Origin of the sequence: Mesorhizobium sp. M1428, assembly GCF_040317515.1 — a bacterium.
In the GTDB taxonomy this organism is placed as follows: domain Bacteria; phylum Pseudomonadota; class Alphaproteobacteria; order Rhizobiales; family Rhizobiaceae; genus Mesorhizobium.
Genome location: NZ_JAMYKT010000007.1, coordinates 1 through 25804 on the forward strand (window position 1 = coordinate 1; position 25804 = coordinate 25804).

Below are 25804 nucleotides of genomic sequence, written 5' to 3' on the forward strand. Positions count from 1 at the left end.
GGCCGTCGTGGCGGAGAAACGCCGCTTGAAGCATTCACAATCATGACCAAGGCGGCGATCCTTCCCACCCCCCTCTGTCCTGCCGGACATCTCCCCCGCAAGTGGGGAGATCGGCAGCTTCGCCGACGGCGCCTTTCTTGCGACGCTGAAGGTTTGCGAAAGCGGAAATGACATCCAATCTCCCTCCTTGCGGGGGAGATGTCCGGCAGGACAGAGGGGGGTACTGTCCCGCCGACCTCGGTGTAATGTTTGCTGCGAAAAAGCCCGAATCGCATGTCCGGATCATGCGGGTTTCGACAAGGAGCACGTTCATGCGCTGGAACATGATGGTCTTGGCGTCTTGCCTGGCGATGGCCGGCTGCGTCGGCAATTCGATGTCCAAACGGCAGGACGAAAACGTCCAGTCCTCGCTGCTATATGACAAGGTGCCTTGCGATCAATTGCTGGCGCAACGAAATGGCCTGGCGCAGCAATATCATTTGCCGGTGGACGCCAAGCCGTCCTTCTCCAACCCGGCTACGGGCTTCGGCCCGTTCACGCCGGACATGCGCTCGAAAGCCAGGCGTGACGCCGACCAGGCAAGCGGCAAGATCGATGCCATGAACCGGTCGATCAGCCGCCGCGAATGCGGCAAGCCGGCCAAGCAGAACAAGCTCGGCCTGACCTGACCGGATCCTAATCCGCCACCTTCCATTGCTCGCGCGAGGCGCTGGCGGGATAGACGCCGAGAATGCGCATTTCGCGCGAGAAAAAGCGCAACTCGTCGAGCGCCAGCTTCACCAGCGGATCGTCCGGATGGCCCTCTATGTCGGCGTAGAACAGCGTCGCCGTAAACGCGCCGAGCTGGTAGCTCTCCAGCTTGGTCATGTTGATGCCGTTTGTGGCGAAGCCGCCCATCGCCTTGTAGAGTGCGGCCGGCACGTTGCGGACGCGGAAGATGAAGGTCGTCATCATCCTGGCGTCGGCGGAGGGACGCTCGGCCCATTGCTTGTTCTTGGTCAGCACGACGAAGCGGGTGACGTTGCTGTCGGTGTCCTCGACATTCTCTTCGATGATGTCGAGCCCGTAGAGCGTCGAAGCCAGCGCCGGCGCCAGCGCGGCCATGGTGCGGTCCTTCATCGCGGCGACCATCTTGGCGGCGCCCGCGGTGTCGCCGGCCACCGTCGCCTTCCAGCCGTTCTTGCGGATGTATTTGCGGCATTGGCCGAGCGCGTGGATGTGGCTGTGCACGGTCCTGATCTCGTCGCGCCTGACGCCGGGCAGCACCATCAGCTGGAAGTGGATCGGCAGGAAATATTCGCCGATGATGTGCAGCTTCGATTCCGGCAAGAGGTGATGGATGTCGGCGACGCGGCCGGCAATGGTGTTCTCGATCGGGATCATCGCCAGATCGGCCTTGCCGGTCTCGACCGCGTTGAAGGCGTCCTCGAAGGTCGGGCACGGCAACGGCTCCATCGACGGGAACATGTTGCGGCAGGCGGTGTCGGAATTGGCGCCAGGCTCGCCCTGGAAGGATATTTTGTTGGTCTTTTCAGGCATGCGCAGAGTCTCGGGGATTGGGGGAAGAACTTCTTAGTTGGAAAGGAGCGCCCTGGCGCGCTCGAGATCGTCCGGCGTATCGACGCCAAGCGGCACCGACTGCACGATCTCCGCATCGATGCGCATGCCGGCCTCCAGCGCCCGCAATTGTTCCAGCCGCTCGCGGCGCTCCAGCGGCGACGGCCTCACCGCAACGAAGCGCTCGAGTGCGGCGCGCCGATAGGCATAGAGGCCGATATGATGGTAGAGCGGGCCTTCGCCCCAGGGCGCGGTGGCGCGGGTGAAATAGAGCGCCCTGAGCCTCGTCGCCGAGAGTGGCGAGCCGACCAGCTTGACGACGTTCGGATTGGTCTTTTCCTCGGCGCGGACGATCTCGACGCAGAGCGTGGCGATGTCGACCGCTGCGTTCTCGAAAGGCTTCAGCGCGGCGCCGATAATAAGGGGGTCGATGGTCGGCAGATCGCCCTGCACATTGACGATCGTCTCGACCGTCTTGCCAGGGTCGAGAATGGTCAGCGCTTCGAAGATGCGGTCGGAACCGGTTTCGTGGTCCGCCCGCGTCATCACCGCCTCGAAACCATGCGCGCGCACCGCCTCCGCAACACCTTGCGTATCGGTGGCGACGACCACCCGGCCGAGCCCGGCCTCGGCGGCGCGGCGGGCGACGTGGACGATCATCGGAGTGCCGATAATGTCGGCCAGCGGCTTGCCCGGCAGGCGGGTCGAGGCCATGCGGGCCGGGATCAGGATGAGCGTGGACATGAGGCGGGCAGGGGCTCGAAAAAGAGGGGGACAAAAGTGGCAAAAGGTCTCACTGGCAGCGCCCTTATAGGTGTTGCAACGCCGGAGCAAAAGACCTAGTTTCCGCGCGATTTGACCGCCTCGCAGGGTGGTTCACGATACCGACGGACGGAGTGGACGGATCGGTCCGCCGGAAAAGGGAGCCTGGGGCGTATGGATTCCAACGAAGTCAACAAGCTGCTCGCCGGTTTCCTCGGCACGGTGTTCATCGTCTTTTCCGTTGGCATCGTGTCCGACGCGCTGTTTGCCTCGCCGGCGCCGGAAAAGCCCGGCTTCGCCATCGAGGCGACCGAGCCCGCCGAAGGCGGCCCGGCCGCTCCCGCCGCGGAGGCCAAGCCGATTGCCGAGCTGCTGGCCACCGCCAACGCCGAAGCCGGCGCCGCCATCTTCAAGAAATGCCAGGCCTGCCACTCCGGCGAAAAGGGCGGCCCCAACAAGGTCGGCCCCGATCTGTGGGACATCGTCGACCGTCCGGTCGCCGAGCATGAGGGCTTTGCCTATTCGGCCGGCATGAAGGAGTTCTCCAAGGGCGGCAGCGAGAAATGGACCTACGACAACCTGAACCACTTCATCACCTCGCCGAAGAAGTTCGTGAAGGGCACGGCGATGGGCTTCGCCGGCCTGCCGAAGGACGAGGACCGCGCCAACGTCATCGCCTATCTGCGCACGCTGTCGGACAATCCGAAGCCGCTGCCGGCGCCCGGCGCCTCGGCCGAAAACGCGCCCGCCAAGCCGGCCGAAGGTGCAGCCCCTGCCAAGCCGGCAGAAGGCGCGGCGCCGGCAGCTCCGGCCGCCCCCGCAAAATAACAAAACTGTAATGATATAATCCTTGAAAAAGCCGGGTTCAGCCCGGCTTTTTCGTTAGGAAAAATGCATATGCGACGACAAAGCCGGTCCGTTGCGGTTTTCAGCGCCGCCAAATGATCTAGATTGAGCCCAGACGCTATGGTGACGGCGCTATATCGCGAAGAGGAGAACGCATGACGGTTGGCCGAGCGCGGACGCTTCTGAAATCGGTGCTGATGCTGGCTGCTTTTGCTGGCGGCCTGCAGGCGGCCTTCGCGGACGAATGGCGCACGACCTCGTCGCTGATCGGCGAATCCAAATATGGCGATAATTTCCAGCACTACGATTACGTCAATCCGGATGCACCCAAGGGCGGCACAGTGAATTCCGTGGTGCTTGGCACGTTCGACAGCTTCAATCCCTACATCGTGCAGGGTTCGCCGGCTGCCGGCTTCGCGCAGTTCGGCGGCGGCCTGCTCTACGACACGCTGATGGAGCAGGCGACCGACGAGGGCAGCACCAGCCATCCGCTGATCGCCGATGCCTATAAATATCCGGCCGATTATTCCTCGGCGACCTACCGGCTCGACCCGCGGGCGAAATGGCATGACGGCCAGCCGATCACCACCGACGATGTGATCTGGTCGTTCCAGGTGCTGAAGGCCAACAGCCCGCAATTTAGCCGCTATTTCGAAAACGTCACCGACGCGGTCGCCATCTCCGACCGCGAGGTCGAGTTCCATTTCAACCAGAAGGGCAACCGGGAGCTACCGAAGATCATCGGCGATCTCGTCGTGCTGCCCAAGCACTGGTGGGAAGGCACCGACGCCAGCGGCAAGAAGCGCGACGTCACAAAGCCGACGCAGGAGCCGCCGCTCGGCTCGGCCGCCTACAAGATCGCCAGCTTCAAGCCTGGCTCCGAAATCATCTGGCAGCGCGTGCCCGATTACTGGGCAGCCAAGCTGCCCGTGAAGATCGGCCGCGAGAATTTCGAAAGGCAGCGTTTCACCTATTTTCTCGACGACAATGCCGCCTGGCAGGCCTTCACCAAGGGCGGGCTGGACGACATCAAGCCGGAGAACAGTTCGAGGCGCTGGAACACGGCCTATAATTTCCCCGCAGTTCAGGCTGGCGACGTCATCAAGAAGGAATTCAAGACCGCGTCGCCCGAACCGATGCAGGCCTTCATGCTCAACACCAGGCGCCCGCTGTTTAGGGATCGCCTGGTGCGCGCCGCGCTGATGTATCCGTTCGATTTCGAGACGATGAACCGGACCCTGTTCTTCGGTTCCAACACCCGCACCAGCAGCTATTTCCAGGGCACCGAACTGGCGTCGAGTGGCCTGCCGCAGGGCAAGGAACTCGAAATCCTCGAGCAGTACCGCGACAAGCTGCCGCCTGAAGTTTTTACCGAGGAATTCAAGCTGCCGGTCTACGACACGCCGCAGGCGGAGCGCAAATACCTGAAGACCGCGGTCGAACTGTTCGCCAAGGCAGGCTGGGTGATCAAAGGCGGCAAGATGGTCAACGCCAAGACCGGCGAACCGTTCAAATTCGAAATCCTCGGCTGGAACGACACCGACCAGGTCATCGCCAGCCCCTACATAGCCAATCTGCGTAAGATCGGCGTCGACGCGACACTGCGCCTGATCGACCAGACCCAGTACATCAACCGCGTCACCCATTTCGACTTTGACGTGGTCACTTCGATACTCGGCCAGTCGGACTCTCCCGGCAATGAACAGCGCGATTTCTGGAGCTCCAAGGCTGCCGATTCGCCCGGATCGCGCAATTACGCCGGCATCAAGAATCCGGTCGTCGATGCGCTGGTCGATCGGATCATCTATGCCACCGACCGCGACGATCTCGTTGCCGCCACCCATGCGCTCGACCGGGTGCTGTTGTGGAATTTCTACGTCGTGCCGCAATATTACCGCGCCGTGGTCTGGCTCGCCTACTGGAACAAGTTCGGCATGCCGGAAAAACAGCCCGCCTATAGCGGCGTCGACCAGAATTCCTGGTGGATCGATCCTGACAAGGAAAAGGCGCTGGCGGCCAAATACAAGAGTGGCAATTGATGGCGGCTCTGCCCCGTCGCGACTTCCTCGCCCTCGGCGGTGCCGCCGCGGCAGCTGCATGGCTGCCCGGCCGGGCTTTCGCCACCATCCCGACCGGCGTGAAACTGCACGGCCTGTCTGCCTTCGGCGATCTCAAATATCCTCCGGATTTCGCGCATTTCGACTATGTCAATCCGGACGCTCCCAAGGGCGGCCGGATGAATTTCGCTCCGCCGAACTCCACCCTCAATCAGAGTTTCCTGACTTTCAACACGTTGAACTCGCTGGTGCTGAAGGGGGATTCGCCGCCGCGCACCGAGCTCTGCTTCGATTCGCTGATGACAAGGGCGGTCGATGAGCCGGATGCTGTCTACGGCCTGCTTGCCGAATCCGTTACCTTGTCGCAGGACCGCAACGGCTACCGCTTCAGCCTGCGGCCACAAGCGCGCTTCCACGACGGCTCGCCGCTGACCGCCGAAGACATTGCCTTCGCCTTGAACCTCTACAAAGACCGGGGACATCCGAACCTTTCCCAAGCGCTGCGACATATGACGGATGCGGTCGCAGTCGATCCGCTTACGGTCAACCTTACCTTCAACGGCCAGCAGTCCGCGCAGAATATCCTCGCCGTCGTCGCGATGCCGATCGTCTCCAAAGCCTTCTACACGGCCAATGATTTCGACGCCTCGACGATGACCCCTCCGCTCAGCTCGGGGCCATACCGAATGGGGCGGGTCGTGGCCGGACAGACAGTCGAATATGAACGCGTCGCCGATTATTGGGGCCGCGATCTGGCCGTGAACCGCGGGCTTAACAATTTCGACCGCATCCGTATCGATTTCTATCTCGATCGCCAGGCGGCATTTGAAGCGTTCAAGAAAGGGGACACGCATTTTCGCGAGGAGTTCACCGCGCGGGTATGGGCGACCGGCTACGATTTTCCGGCGCTGAAGGATGGCAGGGTCCTCAAACGCGAATTTCCCGGCGAGAAAACGCCCTCCATGCAGGCTGTCGCGCTCAACCAGCGCCGTCCGCAGTTCCGCGACATACGCGTGAGACGGGCAATCGCCCATTGCTTCGACTTCGAATGGACCAAGCGGGTGCTGTTTTTCGACTCCTACGAGCGTTCGCAATCGAACTTCGAGCGATCGGATTACAAGGCCAAGGGCCTGCCCTCACCCCAGGAACTGAAACTCGTGGAGCCGTTTCGAGCCGAATTGCCGCCGGAGACCTTCGGCGAACCGGTGATGCAACCCGTTTCCGACGGTTCTGGACACGACCGCAAGCTGCTGCGCGAGGCTTCGAGGCTGCTCGCCGAAGCCGGCTGGAAGCGAGTCGGCAATTTCGTCGTCAACGACAAAGGCGAGCGACTGCAGGTGGAAATGCTGGCCGAGGACGAGGGGTTGGTTCGCATTTTCGCGCCGTGGTCCGAGAATATGAAGGCGATCGGCATCGATGCTTCGATCCGGCAGGTCGACTCGACGCAATTCGAAGCGCGGCAGAGCAACTACGATTTCGACTTCAACATGCTCGCATGGTCGATCGGAGCGACGCCCACCGCCGACGGCTTAGAGATCCTCTATGCTTCCCGGATGGCGAAAACGCCGGGGATGCGCAACTATCCCGGTACGGAAAGCAAAGCCATCGACGCGCTGATCGAGGCAGCCGGTAAGGCGCAGAGCCGCATCGAACTCGTCACCGCGCTCAATGCCCTCGATCGGGTCTTGCGCGCGCGGCTAGACTGGATTCCAACATACCATCTGGCGAATCACCGAGCGGCGTTCTGGGACATGTTCGGCTTTCCCGCTCAAAAGCCGGATTACGACTTCCCGGTCGAGACGTCGTGGTGGTTCGACAAAGACAAGGCGGCAAAGATTGGCAAAGCCTGACATTTTCCCACAAGCGAGGCAGGGAGCCTGATGGGCGCCTATATACTGCGCCGTATCCTGTTGATGATCCCGACCCTGTTCGGCATCATGGCGGTGTCCTTTGCCGTCATCCAGTTCGCGCCGGGCGGGCCGGTCGAGCAGGTCATCGCCAGGCTGACAAACCAGGGTGGCAGCGATCGCCTCGGCGGCGGCGGGGGTGATGCCGGCGGCGCCAATTTCGATGTCGCCGGCGACGTCGGCTCGAAATACCGCGGCGCGCAAGGGCTCGACCCGGAATTCATCAAGAAGCTGGAGAAGCAGTTCGGTTTCGACAAGCCGCCGCTCGAGCGCTTCGGCATGATGTTGTGGAACTATCTCCGCTTCGATTTCGGCGACAGCTATTTCCGCGACATCTCGGTGCTCGACCTGATCCTGGAAAAGATGCCGGTGTCGATCTCGATCGGGCTGTGGATTACGCTCTTGTCGTATCTGATCTCGATCCCGCTCGGCATCCGCAAGGCGGTCAAGGACGGCTCCACTTTCGACGTCTGGACCAGCGGCGTCGTCATCGTCGGTTACGCCATTCCGGGTTTCCTGTTCGGCATATTGCTGATGGTGCTGTTTGCCGGCGGCTCGTTCTGGGACTGGTTCCCGTTGCGCGGAATCACCTCGGACAATTGGGACCAATTGTCATGGCCTGCGCGGATCGTCGACTATTTCTGGCATATGACCTTGCCGTTGACGGCGCTGGTGCTGTCGGCCTTCGCCACGACGACGCTTTTGACCAAGAATTCCTTCCTCGAGGAAATCCGCAAGCAATATGTGGTCACCGCCCGCGCCAAGGGCCTGTCGGAACGGCGGGTGCTCTACGGCCACGTCTTTCGCAACGCCATGCTGATCGTCATCGCCGGCTTCCCCGGTGCCTTCATATCGGCCTTCTTCACCGGTTCGCTGCTGATCGAGAACATATTTTCGCTCGACGGCCTCGGCCTGCTCGGCTTCAACTCGGTGGTGCAGCGCGATTATCCGGTGGTCTTCGCCAATCTCTACATCTTCTCGCTGCTTGGCCTGTTCGTCGGGCTGCTGTCCGACCTGATCTACACCTGGGTCGACCCGCGCATCGACTTCGAGCGGAGAGACGTCTGATGGCGCAGGCCGCAGCCGAAACGGCGCCGGCGCGGATCGCGCGGCCCTTCCTGTCGCCGCTCAACCAGCGGCGCCTGCAGAACTTCAAGTCCAACCGGCGCGGCTACTGGTCGTTGTGGATCTTCCTGTTCCTGTTCGTGCTGTCGCTGGGTTCGGAACTGGTCGCTAACGACAAGCCGATCATCGCCTCCTACAAGGGCGAGATCCTGTTCCCGGTCCTGGTCGCCTATCCCGAGGAGAAGTTCGGCGGCTTCTATGCGGTCACCGACTACCGCGACCCGGTCATCCAGGACGAGATCAATGCCAATGGCTGGATGGTCTGGCCGCCGGTGCGCTACTCCTACCAGACCGTCAACAACGCTATTCCCGAAGCAGCACCCACCAAGCCGTCCTGGCTCTACGACAAGAAGACGCGCTGCAACCAGTATCCGAAAGGCGAGGCAGACCCCAATTGCAACGTCGGCAACTGGAACTGGCTGGGCACCGATGACCAGGCCCGCGACGTGCTGGCGCGCGTCATCTACGGCTTCAGGATATCGGTGCTGTTTGGCCTGATCCTGACTGCCGGCTCGGCGCTGATCGGCGTGGCGGCCGGCGCTCTGCAGGGCTATTTCGGCGGCTGGACCGACCTTCTGTTCCAGCGCTTCATCGAGATCTGGTCGGCGATACCGGTGCTGTATCTGCTCCTGATCGTCGCCGCCATCCTGCCGCCCGGCTTCTTCATCCTGCTCGGATTGATGCTGCTGTTTTCGTGGGTGGCACTGGTCGGCGTCGTGCGGGCCGAGTTCCTGCGCGCCCGGAATTTCGAATACGTCAATGCGGCGCGCGCGCTCGGCGTGTCCAACATCACCATCATGTTCCGGCATCTGCTGCCCAACGCCATGGTGGCGACGCTGACCTTCCTGCCGTTCCTGCTCAGCGGCTCGATCTCGACGCTGACCTCACTCGACTATCTCGGATTCGGCCTGCCGCCGGGCTCCGCCTCGCTCGGCGAGCTGCTGAAGCAGGCGCAGCGCAACCTCAACGCCCCCTGGCTCGGCATTTCCGGCTTCGTCGTCATCTCGCTGATGCTGTCGCTGCTGGTCTTCGTCGGCGAGGCGACGCGCGACGCCTTCGATCCGCGCAAGACGTTCAGATGAGCGACACCCCGCTGCTCTCGGTCCAAGACCTCAGCGTCGCCTTCACGCAAGGCGGCGACCAGTCGATCGCCGTCGACCATATTTCCTTCGACCTCGCCAAGGGCGAGACGGTGGCGCTGGTCGGCGAATCCGGCTCCGGCAAGTCGGTCACCGCGCTGTCGGTGCTGAAGCTGCTGCCCTATCCGACCGCCAGCCACCCGTCGGGAAAGATCCTGTTCCTCGGCGCCGACCTGCTTGCCGCGGACGAGAGAGACCTGCGCCGCGTGCGCGGCAACAAGATCACCATGATCTTCCAGGAGCCGATGACCTCGCTCAACCCGCTGCACACGATCGAGCAGCAGATCGTCGAGGTGCTGAAGCTGCACCAGGGCCTGGGCGATCGCAACGCCAAGGCGCGCACGCTGGAACTTCTGCACGAGGTCGGCATCCGCGAACCGGAGAAACGGCTCGACGCCTATCCGCACCAGCTTTCCGGCGGCCAGCGCCAGCGCGTCATGATCGCCATGGCGCTCGCCAACGAGCCTGAACTGTTGATCGCCGACGAGCCGACGACAGCGCTCGACGTCACCGTCCAGGCGCAGATCCTCGAATTGCTGGCCGGCCTGAAAAGCCGCAAGAACATGTCGATGCTGTTCATCACCCACGATCTCGGCATCGTCAGGAAGATCGCCGACCGGGTCTGCGTGATGACCAAGGGCAAGATCGTCGAGACCGGCCCGACCAAGGCGATATTCGCAAATCCGCAGCACGCCTATACGCGGCATCTGCTTGCCGCCGAGCCGAAAGGCAAGCCGCCGGCGGCCAACCAGGCCGCCAAGCCGGTGATGGTCGGCAAGGACGTCAAGGTCTGGTTTCCGATCAAGAAGGGCTTCTTCCGGCGCACCGTCGACAATGTGAAGGCAGTCGACGGCATCGACGTCACCGTTCGGGCCGGTCAGACGCTCGGCGTCGTCGGCGAATCCGGCTCGGGCAAGACGACGCTCGGCCTGGCGCTGGCCAGGATGATCTCGTCGACCGGGACCATCCAGTTCAACGGACGCGGCATCGATCAGCTGTCCTTCAACGAAATGCGGCCGCTGCGGCGCGAGCTGCAGATCGTCTTCCAGGATCCGTTCGGTTCGCTCAGTCCGCGCATGTCGGTCGCCGAGATCATCGAGGAAGGGTTGAAGATCCACGAGCCGAAACTGTCTCCCGATGCGCGCGACGAGCGTGTCGTCGACGTGCTGAAGGAAGTCGGCCTCGATCCGGCGACGCGCAACCGCTATCCGCACGAATTCTCCGGCGGCCAGCGCCAGCGCGTCGCCATCGCGCGCGCCATGGTGCTCAACCCGCGTTTCGTCATGCTGGACGAGCCGACCTCGGCGCTCGACATGAGCGTACAGGCGCAGGTCGTCGACCTCTTGCGCAGCCTGCAGGCCAAGCACGACCTCGCCTACCTCTTCATCAGCCACGATCTGAGGGTCATCCGCGCGCTCGCCAACGAAGTCATCGTCATGCGCAACGGCAGGATCGTCGAGGCCGGTCCTTCCGAACAGATTTTCAGCAACCCGCGGACTGACTACACAAAGGCGTTGATCTCGGCCGCCTTCAAGATCGAAACGGCGCCGGTCGGCATCGTCAGCGAGTAGATTTTCGCCAGAGATCATGCACAAAATCAAAACGCTGCCGCGCCTTTTCGCATCGGGACGCGAACGCTGTTGGTAAAAAGGGAAAAACGATCCGCAATGGAAAAAGGCCGCATCCTGCTCGCCCTCACCGGTATTCATCCGCTGCGCTGGCGCGAACTACTGTCGGCGGAGCGCGAAGTGGTGCTTGAGCCGAATGGCGCCGGCGATCCCTCGATCACCTATGCGGTGGTGTGGAAACAGCGGCCGAACCTCTTGTCGTCGCTGCCCAATCTGCGGGCTATCTTCTCGATCGGCGCCGGCGTCGACCACATTTTCGCCGATCCCACCTTGCCCGACGTACCGGTCGTGAAGGTGGTGGCCGACAACCTGACCCAGTACATGACCGAATACGTCGTCTGGCGGGTGCTCGACCACCATCGCCAGGGCATGCTCTACCGCGCCCAGCAGCAGAAGAAGATCTGGCACGAACCGCAGCAGCGGCCGGCCGGCGACATCTCGGTCGGCATTATGGGGCTCGGCACGCTTGGCCGCGCGGCGGCATCGGTGCTGTTGTCACTCGGCTTTCCCGTTAATGGCTGGTCGCGCAGCGATCGGCCGATGCAAGGTGTCTCGACTTACGCGGGCGAGGCCGGCCTGATCCCGTTCCTCAACGCCACCGACATCCTGGTGGTGCTTCTGCCGCTGACGCCGCAGACGCACGGCATCATCAATTACGGCGTGCTGAAGGAGCTGCGCAAGCGCAACGGGCTCGGCGGCTCGGTGCTGATCAATGCCGGGCGTGGCAGGCTGCAGAAGGACGCCGACATTTTGCGCGCACTGGACGACGGCACGCTGAAGGAAGCCAGCCTCGACGTGTTCGAGGTCGAGCCGCTGCCGAAGACCAGCCCGCTATGGAGCCACCCGAAAGTGTTCGTGACGCCGCACGCCGCGGCGACTTCCGATCCGGTCCACCTGGCGCCGATCATGCGGCGTCAGATGGATGCCTTCGAGCGCGGCGAAGCGCTGGAAAATGTGGTGGATCGCGACGCGGGGTATTGATTTCCAGAGCACCGCTTTCCGGTCTCAGCCCCAGCCGAGCGGCACGTAGTCGATTTCCATGAACGCCTCGACTTCCGGGATCCAGCGGTCGCGGACGAAGGCGACGTGGTCGGGATGATCGTTGTAGCCTGAATAGGCCCGTTGATCGGCGAACTCCATCGAGAAGCCGAAGCGGTAGTCGTTCTTGGGGCTGACCTGCCGCAACTGCTCGAAATGCGTGACGCCCTTTATCGCCGTGAGGATCCTCTTGGCGTCGGCGAGGAACCTTTTTTCCTCGAGCGAATGCGGCGGGTGTTTCAGCGTGAACACGACGGTGTGACGGATCATTTTCTGCTCCTGCGATGTCGATCCTGCTATGCGCTGTCGGCCCAGGCGCGGATCAGGTTATAGGCGATCGCTCCTTTCGGCGGCGTCACCAGGCCGCCCGGATGCTCCCTCGCCAGCATCGAGAGCACCTCGTCGCGAAAGAACCAGCGGCAATCTTCCAGCTCGTTGAGGTCGGGCTGGATATCGTCGTTGAGCGGTTCGCCGAAGCAGCCGATCATCAGCGAATAGGGGAACGGCCAGGGCTGGCTGGCATGGTAGACGACGCGGCCGAGCCGGATGCCGGCCTCCTCCAGCGTTTCGCGGCGCACCGCCGCCTCGATCGTCTCGCCCGGCTCGATGAAACCGGCGAGCGCAGAATACATGCCGGGCCCGAAATGCCGGCCGCGGCCGAGCAGGCATTTTTCGCGCGTTGCCGTCAGCATGATCGCCACCGGGTCGGTGCGCGGAAAGTGCTCGGTGCCGCAGGCCGGGCAATGCCGCTTGTAACCGCCCGCCCGCATCTCGGCTTCGGTGCCGCATTTGCTGCAGAAGCGATGGCTGGCATGCCAGGCTAGCAGCGCCGCCCCTTGCGCCAGCGCGCCGGCCGCCGCTTCGTCGATCAGCCCCTGCATATAGACCGAGCGATAGTCTATCGCCTTGATCGTCTCGGGAAGCTGCTCGGGCTCGACCCCGGCCGGCACCGCCAGCACCGGACCGCTTTCGGAGAAACCGAGCAGGACGCCGTTTTCGAGCGATGCCTCGAGCGGCCGGCTTTCGGCCGCGCCGAACCAGGGGTCGAATGCGCCTTGCGCAAGCTTCAGATAGAGCCGGCCGCCACGCATCAGCAAAAGCCGCGCCAAGGGATCGGCGAGCGCTTTTTCGACGGAATCATCGGCGCGGTTTTCGGACTGCCGGTCGATAATGTTGCCGGCGAAGCCGACGAACTGGCTCGGCTCGCGCAAGGGCGCGTCAAACAGGCGGAAGCTCATGCAGACTCGGGAAGGTTCAAGGTGGACACGGGAGAGGCTTATAGCGCTGCCTTGATCTTTTCCGCAAACTTGCGAAGGTCGGAGCGCTGATAGGGCTCGCGCAGGCCGTGCCCCCATACCGGTCCGGGCCAGCCTGGATCGCCTTCCGAGCGCGCAATGACGTGTACATGCAACTGGCGCACGATGTTACCGAGTGCGCCGGTGTTGATCTTGGTGCAGCCGGTCACGCGCTTGAGTGCCAGCGCCACCATGTTGGTCTCGAAGGTCAGCATCGCCTGGTCCAGCGGCGTCATGTCGTGGATTTCCTCGATGCCCGGCCGCTGCGGCACCAGCAGAAGCCACGGCCAGCGTCGGTCGTTCATGACGCGCAATTCGCACAGGCCGAGCCACATCAGCTGTTCGCTGTCGGCCTCCAGCTGGGCGTCAAGCGTGAATCCGGCCTTGAGGCCCGGCAGCATCGGCGTTTCTCTCACTTTTTGACGTTTTTTGAACTCCATCGACGCTAGAGCGGCTTCCGAAGGGCCGCAAGGGGCAGCAAGCAACATTGGCCGTCGTGGCGCTGATTGTTCGCGAAGAAGTGAGGGTAGTGGTTTCAGGTTGTGGTTCCCGCAGGTATTCTCGCCACCCTGTACTTTCCTTTCAAGCCTTGGTGATTGGCGAAAGCCGAAGCAGCATCCGATCTCCCCCCTTGCGGGGGAGATGTCCGGCAGGACAGAGGGGGGTGTGAAGGATCGCCAACTTTCGGCTACCCGTCTGAACCGGTAACTAGCCTGAGGGCTTGGCTGCGTTTGGTTGATAAGTCGGCGGGACGGCACCCCCTCTGGCCTGCCGGCCATCTCCCCCGCAAGGGGGGAGATCGGCAGCTTCGCCGACGGCGCCACATTTTGTTCTTGCTTTGTGCCGGCAGCTATGCTACTAATCTCGTTATGGTGATTATTCGCCCCAACGACCCGCCCGCCGAGGCGGGTTTTTGGTTTCAGCTGTCGCCGTCGCTTAAGACCCCATCATCCGCACTTGCATTTCATCGCCGGATTGCCGATATGGAGGCTGGGAGGTTGGTGGTGGACGGTCCACTCGCCAACCGGGTCAGGTCCGGAAGGAAGCAGCCCTAACGAGCCCGGAACGGGTCATTGTTCCAGCCTCCCGCCTCTTCGCCTTTTGCCCCGACATTGACGGCGCCAAGCCGTGCGGGCGAAACTATGCGCAGGAATCGGCCGCCTCCAGTGGCAGCCCTTGGAGCTTAACGGGCGAATGAGCGAAGCCGGAAACGAGGCCGGGAAATTGGACAAGCCTGCCGCCTATCGCGTGCTAGCGCGCAAATACCGGCCGTCGAATTTCTCCGAGCTGATCGGCCAGGAGCCGATGGTCCGCACGTTGACCAATGCCTTTGCCACCGGCCGCATCGCCCAGGCCTGGATGCTGACCGGCGTGCGCGGCGTCGGCAAGACGACGACCGCGCGCATACTCGCGCGGGCGCTGAACTACAAAACACCGACCGTCGACCAGCCTTCCGTCGAGCTTGCCGTGCTCGGCGAGCATTGCCAGGCGATCATGGAAGGCCGGCATATCGACGTCATCGAGATGGACGCCGCCTCGCATACCGGCATCGACGACATCAGGGACATCATCGAGCGCGTGCGCTACGCCCCGGTGTCGGCGCGCTACAAGGTCTACATCATCGACGAAGTGCACATGCTTTCCAACCAGGCCTTCAACGGCTTGCTGAAGACGCTGGAAGAGCCGCCGCCGCACGTCAAGTTCATCTTCGCCACCACCGAAATCCGCAAGGTGCCGATCACGGTCCTGTCGCGCTGCCAGCGTTTCGACCTCAGGCGCATCGATGCGGCGATGATCAAGGCCGACCTTGCCAGGATAGCCGGTCTGGAGGGCATCGAAGTCGAAGACGATGCGCTGGCGATGATCGCGCGCGCAGCCGAAGGCTCGATGCGCGATGCGCAGTCGATCCTCGACCAGGCGATCGCCCATGGCGGCGGCGCGGTCAGCGCCGAAGCGGTGCGTGCCATGCTCGGCCTCGCCGACCGTGCCCGCATCGTCGACCTGTTCGAACATGTCATGATGGGCGACGTCGCCGCGGCACTTGCCGAATTCCGTGCCCAGTACAATACCGGCGCCGATCCTGCCGCCGTGCTGACCGACCTTGCCGAGTTCAACCATCTGGTCACCCGTCTGCGTTTCGTGCCGGCTGCCATCGACGACGCCTCGCTATCCGAGGACGAGCGCCGGCGCGGCGCCGATTTCGCGAACACGCTGTCGGTCAAGGTGCTGTCGCGGACATGGCAGATGCTCTTGAAAGGCATACCCGAGGTGCAGACCTCCAACCGCCCGGTCAGCGCCGCCGAGATGGTGCTGATCCGGCTGGCCCATGCCGCCGACCTGCCGACGCTGGACGAGGCGCTGAAATCGCTGGAGAACGGCGGTACCCTGCCGGGCGCCGCGCCGCGCGTGAATGGCACGCCGGCAAGCCCCGGCCCCGCAAGCCAAGCGCCTGCAAGCGGTGGTGCCGGCGCCGTGGCGCAGACGCGGATGCCGACGGCCAATGGCGGCGCGCAGACGATGCGCCTGGTCGAGGCCGAGCCTGTGCCGACCAATTTCGTTGCTCCGCCGGAGCCGGTGGTCGAGGCGCCGCCGGTGCCGGTGAAATCGCTGGCAGACATTGTCGCCCTTGCCGACGCCCAGCGCGACATGGCCTTCAAGGTGCTGGTGAAGCGTTGCGTGCGCCTGGTGCGCATCGAGCCCGGCCGTATCGACGTCAGCCTGACCGACGATGCGCCGAAGATGCTGCTCAATGATTTGACCGCCAAGCTGCGCGCCTGGACCGGCCGCAACTGGCTGGTGTCGCTGTCGAAGGAGGAGGGCGGCCAGACCTTGGCCGAGATGGAATCGACAAAGCGCGAAAACGCCTTCCTCGATGCCAAGAGCGACCCGACGGTCGCCGCCATCCTGGCGCGCTTTCCCGGCGCCAAGATCATCGACGTGCGCATTCCCGACGCGCCGGAAGCCGATGCGGCCGAGGCCGAAATGCCGGTCGAGCCGCCGGCCGACGACGACGAAACCTGAACAACCAGCACCAACTGCAAAGGACAGTGCGATGAAAGATCTTCTCGGCCTGATGGGCAAGGCAAAGGAAATGCAGGCTAAGTTCCAGGCCATGCAGGATGAGATTGCCACGCTGGAAGCCACCGGGCAGGCCGGCGGCGGCCTGGTCAGCGTCACGCTGACCGGCAAATTCGAGATGAAGTCGCTGAAGATCGATCCGTCGCTGTTCAAGGAGGACGAGGTCGAGATTCTCGAGGACCTGCTCCTCGCTGCCCACAATGATGCCAGGACCAAGGTCGAGCAGACCATGCAGGAAAAGACCAAGGCGCTGACCGCGGGACTGCCGATCCCGCCGGGAATGAAGCTGCCGTTCTAGAAACGTTAACAGCCTCATAACCGAGGAGCCGTCCGCCAGGCCCATTCTTCGAGCGTCGCAGCTTCCGCTGAATACCCTTAGGCCAGTCTTGTTCCACCAACTCCCGCCCGCCAGCTGTGTCTATTGGGCAACGCCCCACACTTAATAACGCTTTAGCCATCTTTTTGCCTGAAAGTGTCTCATTCTTGCCGCAACCAGGGGCGGGCTGGCAGCAGAATGAGGGGACGCCTGTTTGATCTCTACCCGATGGAAGACGCCGTTGCGGCTCGGCGTCGTTATCTCGCCGCTGTTTTTGGCCGCTTGCAGTCAGACCGCCTCGCACGGCATGTCCAGCCTGACCGATGCCATTACGCCGAGTTTCCTGAGCTCGCGCTCCTACAATTCCACGCCCAAGGAAAAGGAATGCCTGGAGCGGGCAATGTTCTTCGAGTCCAACCGGTCGAGCCGTGACGGCATGATTGCGGTCGGCACGGTGGTGATGAACCGGCTGCGGTCCGGCAAGCACGGCAACACCATCTGCGAAGTGGTTGGCGAGCGCGGGCAGTTCGCGCCGGGCGTCATGACACGGCCGATGAATTCGAAGGCGATGCCCGACGTCGAGGAAGCCGCCGAGGCGGTGCTCAAGGGCGAGCGCAAAGCCAAGCTGAAGAATACCATGTATTTCCACACCGCCGGCCTGCGTTTCCCCTACAAGAACATGCACTACACCATGGTCGCCGGCGGCAATGCCTTCTATGAAAAGCGCGGCCGCAACTGGCAGCCGCTGCCGGACGAACCGATGGTCGCCGTGGCCCAGGCCAAGCCGCAAGCGCCTGCCGCTCAGGCCATACTTGTCGCCTCGGCGGAACCGGCACGCGAGGCCAAGCCGCCATTCGCCAAGGCAACCTATGTGACCGCCGCCGCATCGCTGCCGGCAAAGCAGACAAGGGTGACTGCCGGAATGGCGACCTCGGAGAGGGCGGCCCAAGAGAAGCCGATACTTGTGGCGCTGCAAGAACCAATGCAGGAGCCGGATGCGGCCCGTTTTGGCGGAACCGTGAGCGCTCAGCCTGTCACGTCCTTCCAGGCGGCGCCGGCGGAGCCGACAATGTCGTTCGAGACGACACCCGAGAACACCGACGCCATCGGCGCGATGATCGCCGGCCAGACCCGGCCGCTGGAAGAAAACTGAGGCGGTCAACGTCGGCGCCGCCCCTCATCTGGCTGCCGCCATCTTCTCCCCGTATAGTGACGGGGAGAAGGACGCCTTTGCCAAGGACTTCGCCAATTTCCGGCGCTGCAAAAAGGGTGCCGAGGTCGCGGTTGGCCCTTTCTCCCCGTCACTATACGGGCAGAAATGCCCGGCAGGGCAATGAGGGGCGGCGCAAACCTAAAGCGATTGCCTCCTTGCGCGCCGAACAGCACGCGCCTCAGCAGTGTTCCAAAACCCGCTGAAAAATCTAGACCCTGATCCATTCCGATAGATCGGAATGGGCTCTATCGTCTTGTTTGACCATGATCTTTTCCGAAAACCGGTTTCCACTTTTCGGGATCATGGTCTAAACCGGTGCGATGTCGAAGCGAATCGCCGGTCCCGAGATCGAACGCCTGATCCAGCTGCTGGCCAAGGTGCCGGGGCTCGGCCCGCGTTCGGCACGCCGCGCCGCGCTTCACCTCATCAAGAAGAAGGAGCAGCTGCTGGCGCCGCTCGCTGCCGCCATGGGCGAGGCGGTCGACAAGGTGCGCATCTGCTCGACCTGCGGCAATGTCGATACCTCGGATCCATGCATGATCTGCACTGACCCGCGCCGCGACCCCACTACGCTCATCGTCGTCGAGGACGTGGCCGACCTTTGGGCGCTGGAGCGGGCGACCGCAATGAACGTGCGTTATCATGTGCTCGGCGGCACGCTGTCGCCGCTCGACGGCATTGGCCCCGATGAGCTCAACATCCGTTCGCTGGTCGATCGCGTCGCCGGCGGCGAGGTCAAGGAAGTGATCCTCGCCGTCAACGCCACGGTCGAGGGCCAGACCACCGCGCACTATCTCACCGACCAGCTTTCCGGCTTCGACATCAAGGTGACGCGCCTGGCGCACGGCGTTCCGGTCGGCGGCGAGCTCGATTATCTCGACGAAGGCACGCTGGCCGCCGCACTGCGCTCGCGGACGGTGTTTTGAGGCGAGTTGCAGGGTAGTTCTGAGATGATTGCGTTCCGTCGCGCCCCCCTCTGTCCTGCCGGAAATCTCCCCCACGAGGGGGGAGATCGGACGTCACGCCGGCTTTCGCTAACCTTCAAAGCCGGAGAAAAGGCGCCGCCGTCAAGGCTGGCAATCTCCCCCCAAGTGGGGGAGATGTCCGGCAGGACAGAGGGGGGCGCGACAGAACGTCGGTTTTGCGGATTGGCGATCTTTCTTGCAGTCCTCTTTGCCTTCCTCCTCGCCACCCCCGCCTCCGCCTCAAAGATCGACGACCAGTTCCGCGCCTGGCTTGGCAACGACCTCTGGCCCGAAGCCAAGGCCAAAGGCATCTCCAAGAAAACCTTCGATGCCGCCTTCGACGGCGTCAAGCCGAACCTCAAGCTGCCCGACCTGGTGAAGCCGGGCGAGAAGGCGGCGACGCCGCAGAAGCAGCATCAGGCCGAGTTCGGTTCGCCGGGCGCCTATTTCGCCGAAAGGATAGTCCGAGCGGTGACCGCCGGCGGCCGCACCCGCGAGGCGGCCAATGCGAGCATGCTGGCCGCGATCGAGAAACGCTACGGCGTGCCTGGCGAAGTGCTGCTGGCGATCTGGGGCCGCGAGAGCGGCTTCGGGGCGGCGAAGATGCCTTATGACGCCCTCGAGGTGCTGGGCACCAAGGCGTTCATGTCGACCAAGAAGGAATTCTTCCGCACCGAGCTCGTCGCGGCGCTCGAGATCGTCGAGCGCGGGCTTGCCCCGGTCGACGCGATGAAGTCGTCCTGGGCCGGCGCGCTTGGCCAGCCGCAGTTCATGCCGACATCGTTTCTGAAGCATGCCGTCGATTTCGACGGCGACGGCCGCACCGACATCTGGAATTCGACGCCCGACATACTGGCCTCGATCGCCAATTATCTCGTGGATTATGGCTGGGTCAGGGGCCGCGACTGGGGCTTCGAGGTGACGGTGCCGGACAGCGTCTCGTGCTCGCTCGAAGGTCCCGACCAGGGCAAGAAGATTTCGCAATGGGCTGATATGGGCATCAGGCGTGTGTCGGGTAAACCGTTCCCGGCGAGCGAACTGAAAGCCGAGGGCTTTCTTTTGATGCCGGCCGGGCGTAGCGGCCCGGCCTTCATCGTCACCCCCAATTTCTATGTGCTGAAGCAGTATAACACCAGCGATCTCTATGCCCTGTTCATCGGCCATGGCGCCGATCGCATCGCCCATGGCGACAGCAATTTCTCAGGCAATTGGGGCGCGGTCGGCGGGCTCTACCGCTCCGACATCGCCGCCCTGCAGCGGGCGCTGGAAGCCAAGGGCTACGATGTCGGCAGCGCCGACGGCCTGCCCGGCTTCAAGACGCGCCGCTCGATCGGCAAATGGCAGGCCAGCAACGGCCGTTCCGCTACCTGCTTTCCCGACGCCGACCTGGTTACCGCGCTGAAATAGCCGGATTTTCGCACCGCCGGTCTGGCCCAATCAACCGTTCTGCAAATGCTCGTTGCCGCGCTCGAAACCGCCGGATATGGTGAACCGGAACCGCACAAAAAATTGCCAAGACGACGGTCCGGGGATCACCGTTCGACGCGGCAAGAAATGCCACAACCCTGAGCCGGGAACTCAGGTCAACAAAAACAGGGAACAGTTAAAATGATGATGGAAAAGTTTGCTCTACGCTCCCGCTTCTTGCTCGCGGGCGCGGCCATGTCCGCGCTGCTTCTGGCCGGTGCGCCTGCCTTCGCGGTCACGCCCGCCGACACGCTGGTCGAGGGTTTCGCCATCGACGACATCATCTCCATGGATCCGGGCGAGGCATTCGAATTGTCGACCGCCGAAATCACCGGCAACACCTATGATCTTCTGGTGCGCCTCGACCTCAGCGACACCTCCAAGGTCAAGGGCGATCTCGCGGAAAGCTGGAGCGTCTCCGACGATGGCCTGACCTACACATTCAAGCTCAAGCCCGGCCTCAAATTCGCTTCCGGCAATCCGATCACGGCGGCGGACGTCGCCTATTCGTTCGAGCGCGCCATCAAGCTCGACAAGAGCCCGGCCTTTATTATCGGCCAGTTCGGCATCGATGGCGGCAACGTCACCGAGAAGGCCAAGGCTGTTGATGATACGACGTTCCAGTTCACCGTCGACAAGGCCTATGCGCCGAGCTTCGTGCTGAACTGCCTGTCGGCGACGGTCGCCTCGGTCGTCGACGCCAAGCTGGTCAAGGAGCATGTCGCCGCGGTCACGCCGAGCGCCGACTACAAATGGGACAATGATTTCGGCAATGCCTGGCTGAAGACCGGCTATGCCGGCTCCGGCGCCTTCAAGCTGCGCGAATGGCGCGCCAACGAGGCCGTCGTCCTCGAGCGCAACGACAATTACAACGGTGAAAAGGCAAAGCTTGCGCGGGTCATCTATCGCAACATGAAGGAAAGCTCCGGCCAGCGTCTGGCGCTGGAAGCCGGCGACATCGACGTTGCCCGCAATCTCGAACCGAACGATCTCGACGCGATTGCCAAGAACGCCGACCTCACCACCACCTCAGCGCCGAAGGGCACGGTCTTTTACATCAGCCTCAACCAGAAGAACGCGAACCTCGCCAAGCCCGAGGTTCGCCAGGCCTTCAAATATCTGGTCGACTACGATGCCTTGAGCTCGACCATCCTCAAGGGCATCGGCGAGATCCATCAGACCTTCCTGCCCAAGGGCGTGCTCGGCGAACTGGACGAAAACCCGTTCAAGCTCGACGTGGCCAAGGCCAAGGAACTGCTTGCCAAGGCCGGCCTCGCCGACGGCTTCAGCGTTACCATGGACGTGCGCACCGGGCAGCCGACGACGGGCATGGCGGAATCCATCCAGCAGACGCTGGGACAGGCCGGCATCAAGCTGGAGATCATCCCCGGCGACGGCAAGCAGACGCTGACCAAATACCGCGCCCGCAACCACGACATCTATATCGGCCAGTGGGGCCAGGACTATTTCGACCCGAACTCCAACGCCCAGACCTTTGCTAGCAACCCCGACAATTCGGATGAAGGCAAGACCAAGACGCTGGCCTGGCGCAACGCCTGGGACATCCCGGACCTGACCAAGCAGACCGAAGCGGCTCTGCTCGAGAAGGACGCGGCCAAGCGCGCCGCAATGTACCAGGATCTCGAGAAGAAGATCCTCGACACTAGCCCCTTTGTCATCATCCACCAGCAGCTGGAAGTGGCCGGCCTGCGCAAGAACCTCAAGGGCTTTGCGCTCGGCCCGAGCTTCGACACCAACTTCGTCGGGCCCGTCTCGAAGGAGTGACGCCGGCGGACGCGCCGTATGAGTGTGGCTGAAAGCGAAGTGACAGCAGGGCGCGGCGGCGCCCGCGCCGTTGCCGTGGCCTCATCGATCGCCCGGTTCCTGGTCATCGCGATAACGACCTATCTCGGTCTGCTCGCGGTGACCTTCTTCATCGGCCGCGTGATCCCGATCGACCCGGTGCTGGCGGTGCTCGGCGACCGGGCGCCGGCCAATGTCGTCGAACGCACGCGCCGCGAGATGGGCCTCGACCTGCCGCTGGTCGAGCAGTTCTACATCTATGTCAAACATGCCCTGAACGGTGATTTCGGCACCTCGGTGCTGACCACCAATCCGGTGATGACCGATATTCGCCGCGCCTTTCCCGCGACGCTCGAACTGGCGACGCTGGGGACACTGATCGGTTCGGTGATCGGCGTGCCGCTCGGCGTGCTGGCTGCGGTGCGGCGCGGCAGCATCATCGACCAGGTCGTGCGCATCATCGGCCTTGTCGGCTATTCCGTGCCGATCTTCTGGCTGGGACTGCTGGCGCTGGTGCTGTTCTACGCCAAACTGCAATGGGTAGCCTTTCCCGGCCGCCTCGACGTCGTCTACGAATACACGTTCACGCCGGTTACCGGCTTTTACCTGCTGGATGCACTCTGGCAGCGGCAGTGGGACGTATTTGCCGATGCCTTCCGCCACATCATCCTGCCGGCCTCGCTGCTCGGCTATTTCTCGCTCGCCTATATCAGCCGCATGACGCGCTCCTTCATGCTGAACGAACTCACCCAGGAATACATCGTCGCGGCGCGCGCCAAGGGCCTGTCGGAAACGCGCATCATCTGGGGTCACGCGTTGCGCAACGCCGCGGTGCCGATGGTTACGGTGATCGCTCTGTCCTATGCCGGGCTGCTGGAAGGCTCGGTGCTGACCGAGACGGTGTTTTCGTGGCCGGGCATCGGCCTCTACATCACCAACTCGCTGCAGAACGCCGACATGAACGCCGTGCTTGGCGGCACGATCATCATCGGCTCGGTCTTCATCGGCATCAATCTTTTGTCCGACCTGCTCTACCGGGTGCTCGACCCAAGGACCAAGGCAGCATGAGGACCAAGGCAGGATGAGCGCAGAAGCGATTCAAACCCGCCGCGACTGGCTGCTCAGCGAGCGGCCGGCGTCGCGCGTGCAGGCAAGGCTCGGCCGCGCCTATGTCGCCTGGCGGCGCTTCTCCGCCAACCGGCTGGCGTTTCTCGGCCTGCTCACCATCATCGCCTTGTTGTTGGTCGCAGCCTTCGCCGACGTACTGGCGCCCTATTCGCCGACATTCGGCGACCTCAAGGGCTCGCGGCTGCTAGCGCCAAGTACGGCGCACTGGTTTGGCACCGACGATCTCGGCCGCGATATCTATTCGCGCATCATCTTCGGCTCGCGCTGGACACTCTACGTCGTCGTTCTGGTTGCCATCATCGCCGCGCCCATCGGCTTGCTGGTCGGCACCGTCGCCGGTTACTCCGGCGGCTGGACCGATGCGATCCTGATGCGCATCACCGACATCTTTCTCGCCTTTCCGAAGCTGATCCTGGCGCTGGCCTTTGTTGCCGCGCTCGGCCCCGGCATCGAAAACGCCGTGCTTGCCATCGCCATCACCTCGTGGCCGCCCTATGCCCGCATCGCGCGCGCCGAAACGCTGACCGTGCGCAATTCCGATTATATCAAGGCGGTGCAGCTGATGGGCGCCTCGCCGTTCCGCATCGTGCTTCGCCACATCATGCCGCTCTGCATCTCCTCGCTGATCATCAGGGTGACGCTCGACATGGCCGGCATCATCCTGACCGCCGCCGGTCTCGGCTTCCTCGGCCTCGGCGCGCAGCCGCCGCTGCCGGAATGGGGTGCGATGATCGCATCGGGCCGCCGCTTCGTGCTCGACCAGTGGTGGGTGGCGGGCGCGCCGGGCTTTGCCATCCTCATCGTCAGCCTCGGCTTCAACCTGCTCGGCGACGGCCTGCGCGACGCGCTCGACCCCCGAAGCGGCGACCAATGAGCGGTGACCAATGAGCACGCTTCTCGAAGTCGACGACCTGCGCGTCACCTTCCCGACGCGCACCGGCCTGATCGAGGCAGTGCGCGGCGTCTCCTTTTCGCTCGGCCGCGAGCGGCTCGGCATCGTCGGCGAGAGCGGTTCGGGCAAGTCGCAGACCGGCCGCGCCATCATGGGCGTCACCCCGCCGCAGGCCGAGGTGACCGCGAAGACGCTTGCTTTCGACGGCATCGACCTGCTGGCGGCCTCGCCGCGCGAGCGCCGGGCGCTGCGCGGCAAGCGTATCGCCATGATCCTGCAGGATCCGAAATATTCGCTCGACCCGGTGATGAGCATCGGCCGCCAGATCGTCGAGACACTGCGCACGCATGAGAAGGTCTCCAGGGCCGAAGCCCGCGACCGCGCGCTGGCCATGCTGGAGGCTGTGCAGATCCGCGATCCGGCCCGTGTCTTCGACCTGCATCCGCACGAGGTTTCCGGCGGCATGGGCCAGCGCGCCATGATCGCCATGATGCTGATCGCCGGGCCGGAGATGATGATCGCCGACGAGCCGACCTCGGCGCTCGACGTCACCGTGCAGCTTGACGTGCTCGGCATCCTCGACCGGCTGGTCAGCGAGCGCGGCATGGGGTTGATCTTCATCTCGCACGATCTGCGCCTGGTCTCGTCCTTCTGCGATCGTGTCATCGTCATGTATGCCGGTAAGGTGGTCGAACAGCTCAAGGCCTCGGAGCTCGGCCGCGCCCAGCATCCCTATACGCGCGGCCTGCTCAACTGCATGCCGAAGATCGGCGCCGACCGCCACCCGCTGCCGGTGCTCGACCGCAAGCCGGAGTGGGCGGCATGACGGCAGCCCTTTCCGTCGACAGGCTGGAGGTGATGTTCGACCGCTTCCGCGCGCTGAAAGGCGTCAGCCTCGAGGTGCAATCCGGTGAATCGTTCGGCCTCGTCGGCGAGTCCGGCTCCGGCAAGTCGACGTTGCTCAGGGCAATCGCCGGCCTGGCGCCTGCCGCATCGGGCACCATTACCGTCAACGGCAAAACGCTCGGCGCGCGCCGCGACAAGGCGTTTTATCGCGAGGTACAGATGGTGTTCCAGGACCCGTACGGCTCGCTGCACCCGCGCCAGACCGTCGACCGCCTGCTGCAGGAGCCACTCGCCATCCACGGCTTCGCCGACGGCGAAAAGCGCATCCAGCGGGCGCTGGACGAGGTCGGCCTGGGCACCGGTTTCCGTTTTCGCTATTCGCATCAATTGTCCGGCGGCCAGCGCCAGCGCGTGGCGATCGCGCGCGCCCTGATCCTGGAACCATCGATCCTGCTGCTCGACGAGCCGACCTCGGCGCTCGACGCTTCGGTGCAGGCCGAGGTGCTGAACCTGCTGGAGGAGATCCGGCGCCGCCGCAAGCTGACCTTCCTGATGGTCAGCCACGACCTCGCCATCATCACCCACATGTGCGAGCGGCTGATGGTGATGCAGAACGGCGAAGCGGTCGAGCACCTCACCGCCGGCGATCTCGTCGAGCGCCGCGTCACCGAGGACTACACGCGCAATCTGCTTCGGGCGAGCGAAGGGTTTGTCAGGACGGCATGAGCGGCGGGCGTTCGGC

Annotated in this window: 23 protein-coding genes and 1 other RNA gene; 19 read left to right on the plus strand and 5 right to left on the minus strand. The window is 63.4% G+C overall.

Annotated features, from left to right (window positions below; genetic code table 11):
• Positions 1–311: 311 nt before the first annotated feature.
• Positions 312–668, plus strand: a complete 357-nt coding sequence (locus NKG60_RS11870) for a hypothetical protein (RefSeq protein WP_352869843.1) — start codon at positions 312–314, stop codon at positions 666–668.
• Between the two features lie 7 nt (positions 669–675).
• Here the strand turns inward: NKG60_RS11870 and NKG60_RS11875 are convergent, their stop codons facing one another.
• Both NKG60_RS11875 and NKG60_RS11880 read right to left on the minus strand, forming a co-directional pair.
• Complete coding sequence (locus tag NKG60_RS11875; RefSeq protein ID WP_023717847.1) at positions 676–1539, minus strand: prephenate dehydratase; 864 nt, start codon at positions 1537–1539, stop codon at positions 676–678.
• Between the two features lie 33 nt (positions 1540–1572).
• The gene (locus NKG60_RS11880) at positions 1573–2301 is read right to left on the minus strand and encodes a 3-deoxy-manno-octulosonate cytidylyltransferase (protein ID WP_352869841.1); all 729 of its coding nucleotides are present in this window, start codon (positions 2299–2301) and stop codon (positions 1573–1575) included.
• A 192-nt stretch (positions 2302–2493) separates the two neighbouring features.
• Between NKG60_RS11880 and NKG60_RS11885 the strand changes: the two genes are divergently transcribed.
• From NKG60_RS11885 to NKG60_RS11915, 7 genes are all read left to right on the plus strand, one after another.
• Positions 2494–3147, plus strand: coding sequence for a c-type cytochrome (locus tag NKG60_RS11885; protein WP_352664341.1), 654 nt, complete (start codon positions 2494–2496; stop codon positions 3145–3147).
• A gap of 173 nt (positions 3148–3320) precedes the next feature.
• Complete coding sequence (locus NKG60_RS11890; RefSeq protein WP_352869838.1) at positions 3321–5204, plus strand: extracellular solute-binding protein; 1884 nt, start codon at positions 3321–3323, stop codon at positions 5202–5204.
• Positions 5204–7072: an extracellular solute-binding protein gene (locus NKG60_RS11895; protein ID WP_352869836.1), complete on the plus strand. Its 1869-nt coding sequence runs from the start codon at positions 5204–5206 to the stop codon at positions 7070–7072. The genes NKG60_RS11890 and NKG60_RS11895 overlap by 1 nt, the downstream gene beginning before the upstream one ends.
• 30 nt (positions 7073–7102) lie before the next feature.
• Complete coding sequence (locus tag NKG60_RS11900; RefSeq protein WP_352664335.1) at positions 7103–8197, plus strand: microcin C ABC transporter permease YejB; 1095 nt, start codon at positions 7103–7105, stop codon at positions 8195–8197.
• A complete protein-coding gene (locus NKG60_RS11905; protein WP_352664333.1) occupies positions 8197–9336 on the plus strand; it encodes an ABC transporter permease in 1140 nt (379 codons plus the stop codon). The genes NKG60_RS11900 and NKG60_RS11905 overlap by 1 nt, the downstream gene beginning before the upstream one ends.
• Complete coding sequence (locus NKG60_RS11910; protein ID WP_352664331.1) at positions 9333–10964, plus strand: ABC transporter ATP-binding protein; 1632 nt, start codon at positions 9333–9335, stop codon at positions 10962–10964. The genes NKG60_RS11905 and NKG60_RS11910 overlap by 4 nt, the downstream gene beginning before the upstream one ends.
• 96 nt (positions 10965–11060) lie before the next feature.
• Positions 11061–12002, plus strand: coding sequence for a 2-hydroxyacid dehydrogenase (locus tag NKG60_RS11915; RefSeq protein ID WP_352869831.1), 942 nt, complete (start codon positions 11061–11063; stop codon positions 12000–12002).
• Positions 12003–12026: 24 nt separating this feature from the next.
• On the opposite strand, the gene NKG60_RS11920 is transcribed toward NKG60_RS11915, so the two are convergent.
• The 3 genes from NKG60_RS11920 to NKG60_RS11930 are packed head-to-tail and all read right to left on the minus strand — an operon-like array spanning position 12027 to position 13755.
• Entirely contained in the window at positions 12027–12329 is a 303-nt protein-coding gene (locus NKG60_RS11920; protein WP_023676866.1) for a Dabb family protein, read from the minus strand.
• 26 nt (positions 12330–12355) lie between these two features.
• Positions 12356–13297, minus strand: a complete 942-nt coding sequence (gene nudC / locus NKG60_RS11925; protein ID WP_352869829.1) for an NAD(+) diphosphatase — start codon at positions 13295–13297, stop codon at positions 12356–12358.
• A gap of 38 nt (positions 13298–13335) precedes the next feature.
• Positions 13336–13755, minus strand: coding sequence for an HIT family protein (locus NKG60_RS11930; RefSeq protein ID WP_023676868.1), 420 nt, complete (start codon positions 13753–13755; stop codon positions 13336–13338).
• Positions 13756–14347: 592 nt separating this feature from the next.
• Here NKG60_RS11930 and ffs point away from each other — a divergent pair.
• The 11 genes from ffs to NKG60_RS11985 all read left to right on the plus strand — a co-directional run bounded on the left by ffs (position 14348) and on the right by NKG60_RS11985 (position 25788).
• An RNA gene (ffs, locus tag NKG60_RS11935) (signal recognition particle sRNA small type) lies at positions 14348–14444 on the plus strand.
• Positions 14445–14548: 104 nt separating this feature from the next.
• Positions 14549–16375 carry a DNA polymerase III subunit gamma/tau gene (locus NKG60_RS11940; RefSeq protein ID WP_352869827.1) on the plus strand — a complete coding sequence of 609 codons (1827 nt, stop codon included), beginning with the start codon at positions 14549–14551 and terminating at the stop codon, positions 16373–16375.
• Between the two features lie 31 nt (positions 16376–16406).
• On the plus strand, positions 16407–16730 hold the full coding sequence (locus NKG60_RS11945) for a YbaB/EbfC family nucleoid-associated protein (RefSeq protein ID WP_023719593.1): 324 nt from the start codon (positions 16407–16409) through the stop codon (positions 16728–16730).
• A 232-nt stretch (positions 16731–16962) separates the two neighbouring features.
• Complete coding sequence (locus NKG60_RS11950; RefSeq protein WP_352869825.1) at positions 16963–17901, plus strand: cell wall hydrolase; 939 nt, start codon at positions 16963–16965, stop codon at positions 17899–17901.
• Positions 17902–18281: 380 nt separating this feature from the next.
• Positions 18282–18887: a recombination mediator RecR gene (gene recR, locus NKG60_RS11955; RefSeq protein WP_352448580.1), complete on the plus strand. Its 606-nt coding sequence runs from the start codon at positions 18282–18284 to the stop codon at positions 18885–18887.
• Between the two features lie 174 nt (positions 18888–19061).
• Complete coding sequence (locus NKG60_RS11960; RefSeq protein ID WP_352866132.1) at positions 19062–20333, plus strand: lytic murein transglycosylase; 1272 nt, start codon at positions 19062–19064, stop codon at positions 20331–20333.
• Between the two features lie 201 nt (positions 20334–20534).
• Positions 20535–22178 (plus strand): ABC transporter substrate-binding protein, encoded by a 1644-nt coding sequence (locus tag NKG60_RS11965; protein WP_352866135.1) that lies wholly within the window; start codon positions 20535–20537, stop codon positions 22176–22178.
• Positions 22179–22196: 18 nt separating this feature from the next.
• Positions 22197–23264 carry an ABC transporter permease gene (locus tag NKG60_RS11970; protein ID WP_352866138.1) on the plus strand — a complete coding sequence of 356 codons (1068 nt, stop codon included), beginning with the start codon at positions 22197–22199 and terminating at the stop codon, positions 23262–23264.
• A gap of 13 nt (positions 23265–23277) precedes the next feature.
• Positions 23278–24198 (plus strand): nickel transporter permease, encoded by a 921-nt coding sequence (nikC, locus tag NKG60_RS11975; RefSeq protein WP_352974951.1) that lies wholly within the window; start codon positions 23278–23280, stop codon positions 24196–24198.
• 10 nt (positions 24199–24208) lie between these two features.
• Positions 24209–25042: an ABC transporter ATP-binding protein gene (locus NKG60_RS11980; RefSeq protein ID WP_352664307.1), complete on the plus strand. Its 834-nt coding sequence runs from the start codon at positions 24209–24211 to the stop codon at positions 25040–25042.
• A complete protein-coding gene (locus NKG60_RS11985; RefSeq protein WP_352664305.1) occupies positions 25039–25788 on the plus strand; it encodes an ABC transporter ATP-binding protein in 750 nt (249 codons plus the stop codon). The genes NKG60_RS11980 and NKG60_RS11985 overlap by 4 nt, the downstream gene beginning before the upstream one ends.
• Positions 25789–25804: the final 16 nt, after the last annotated feature.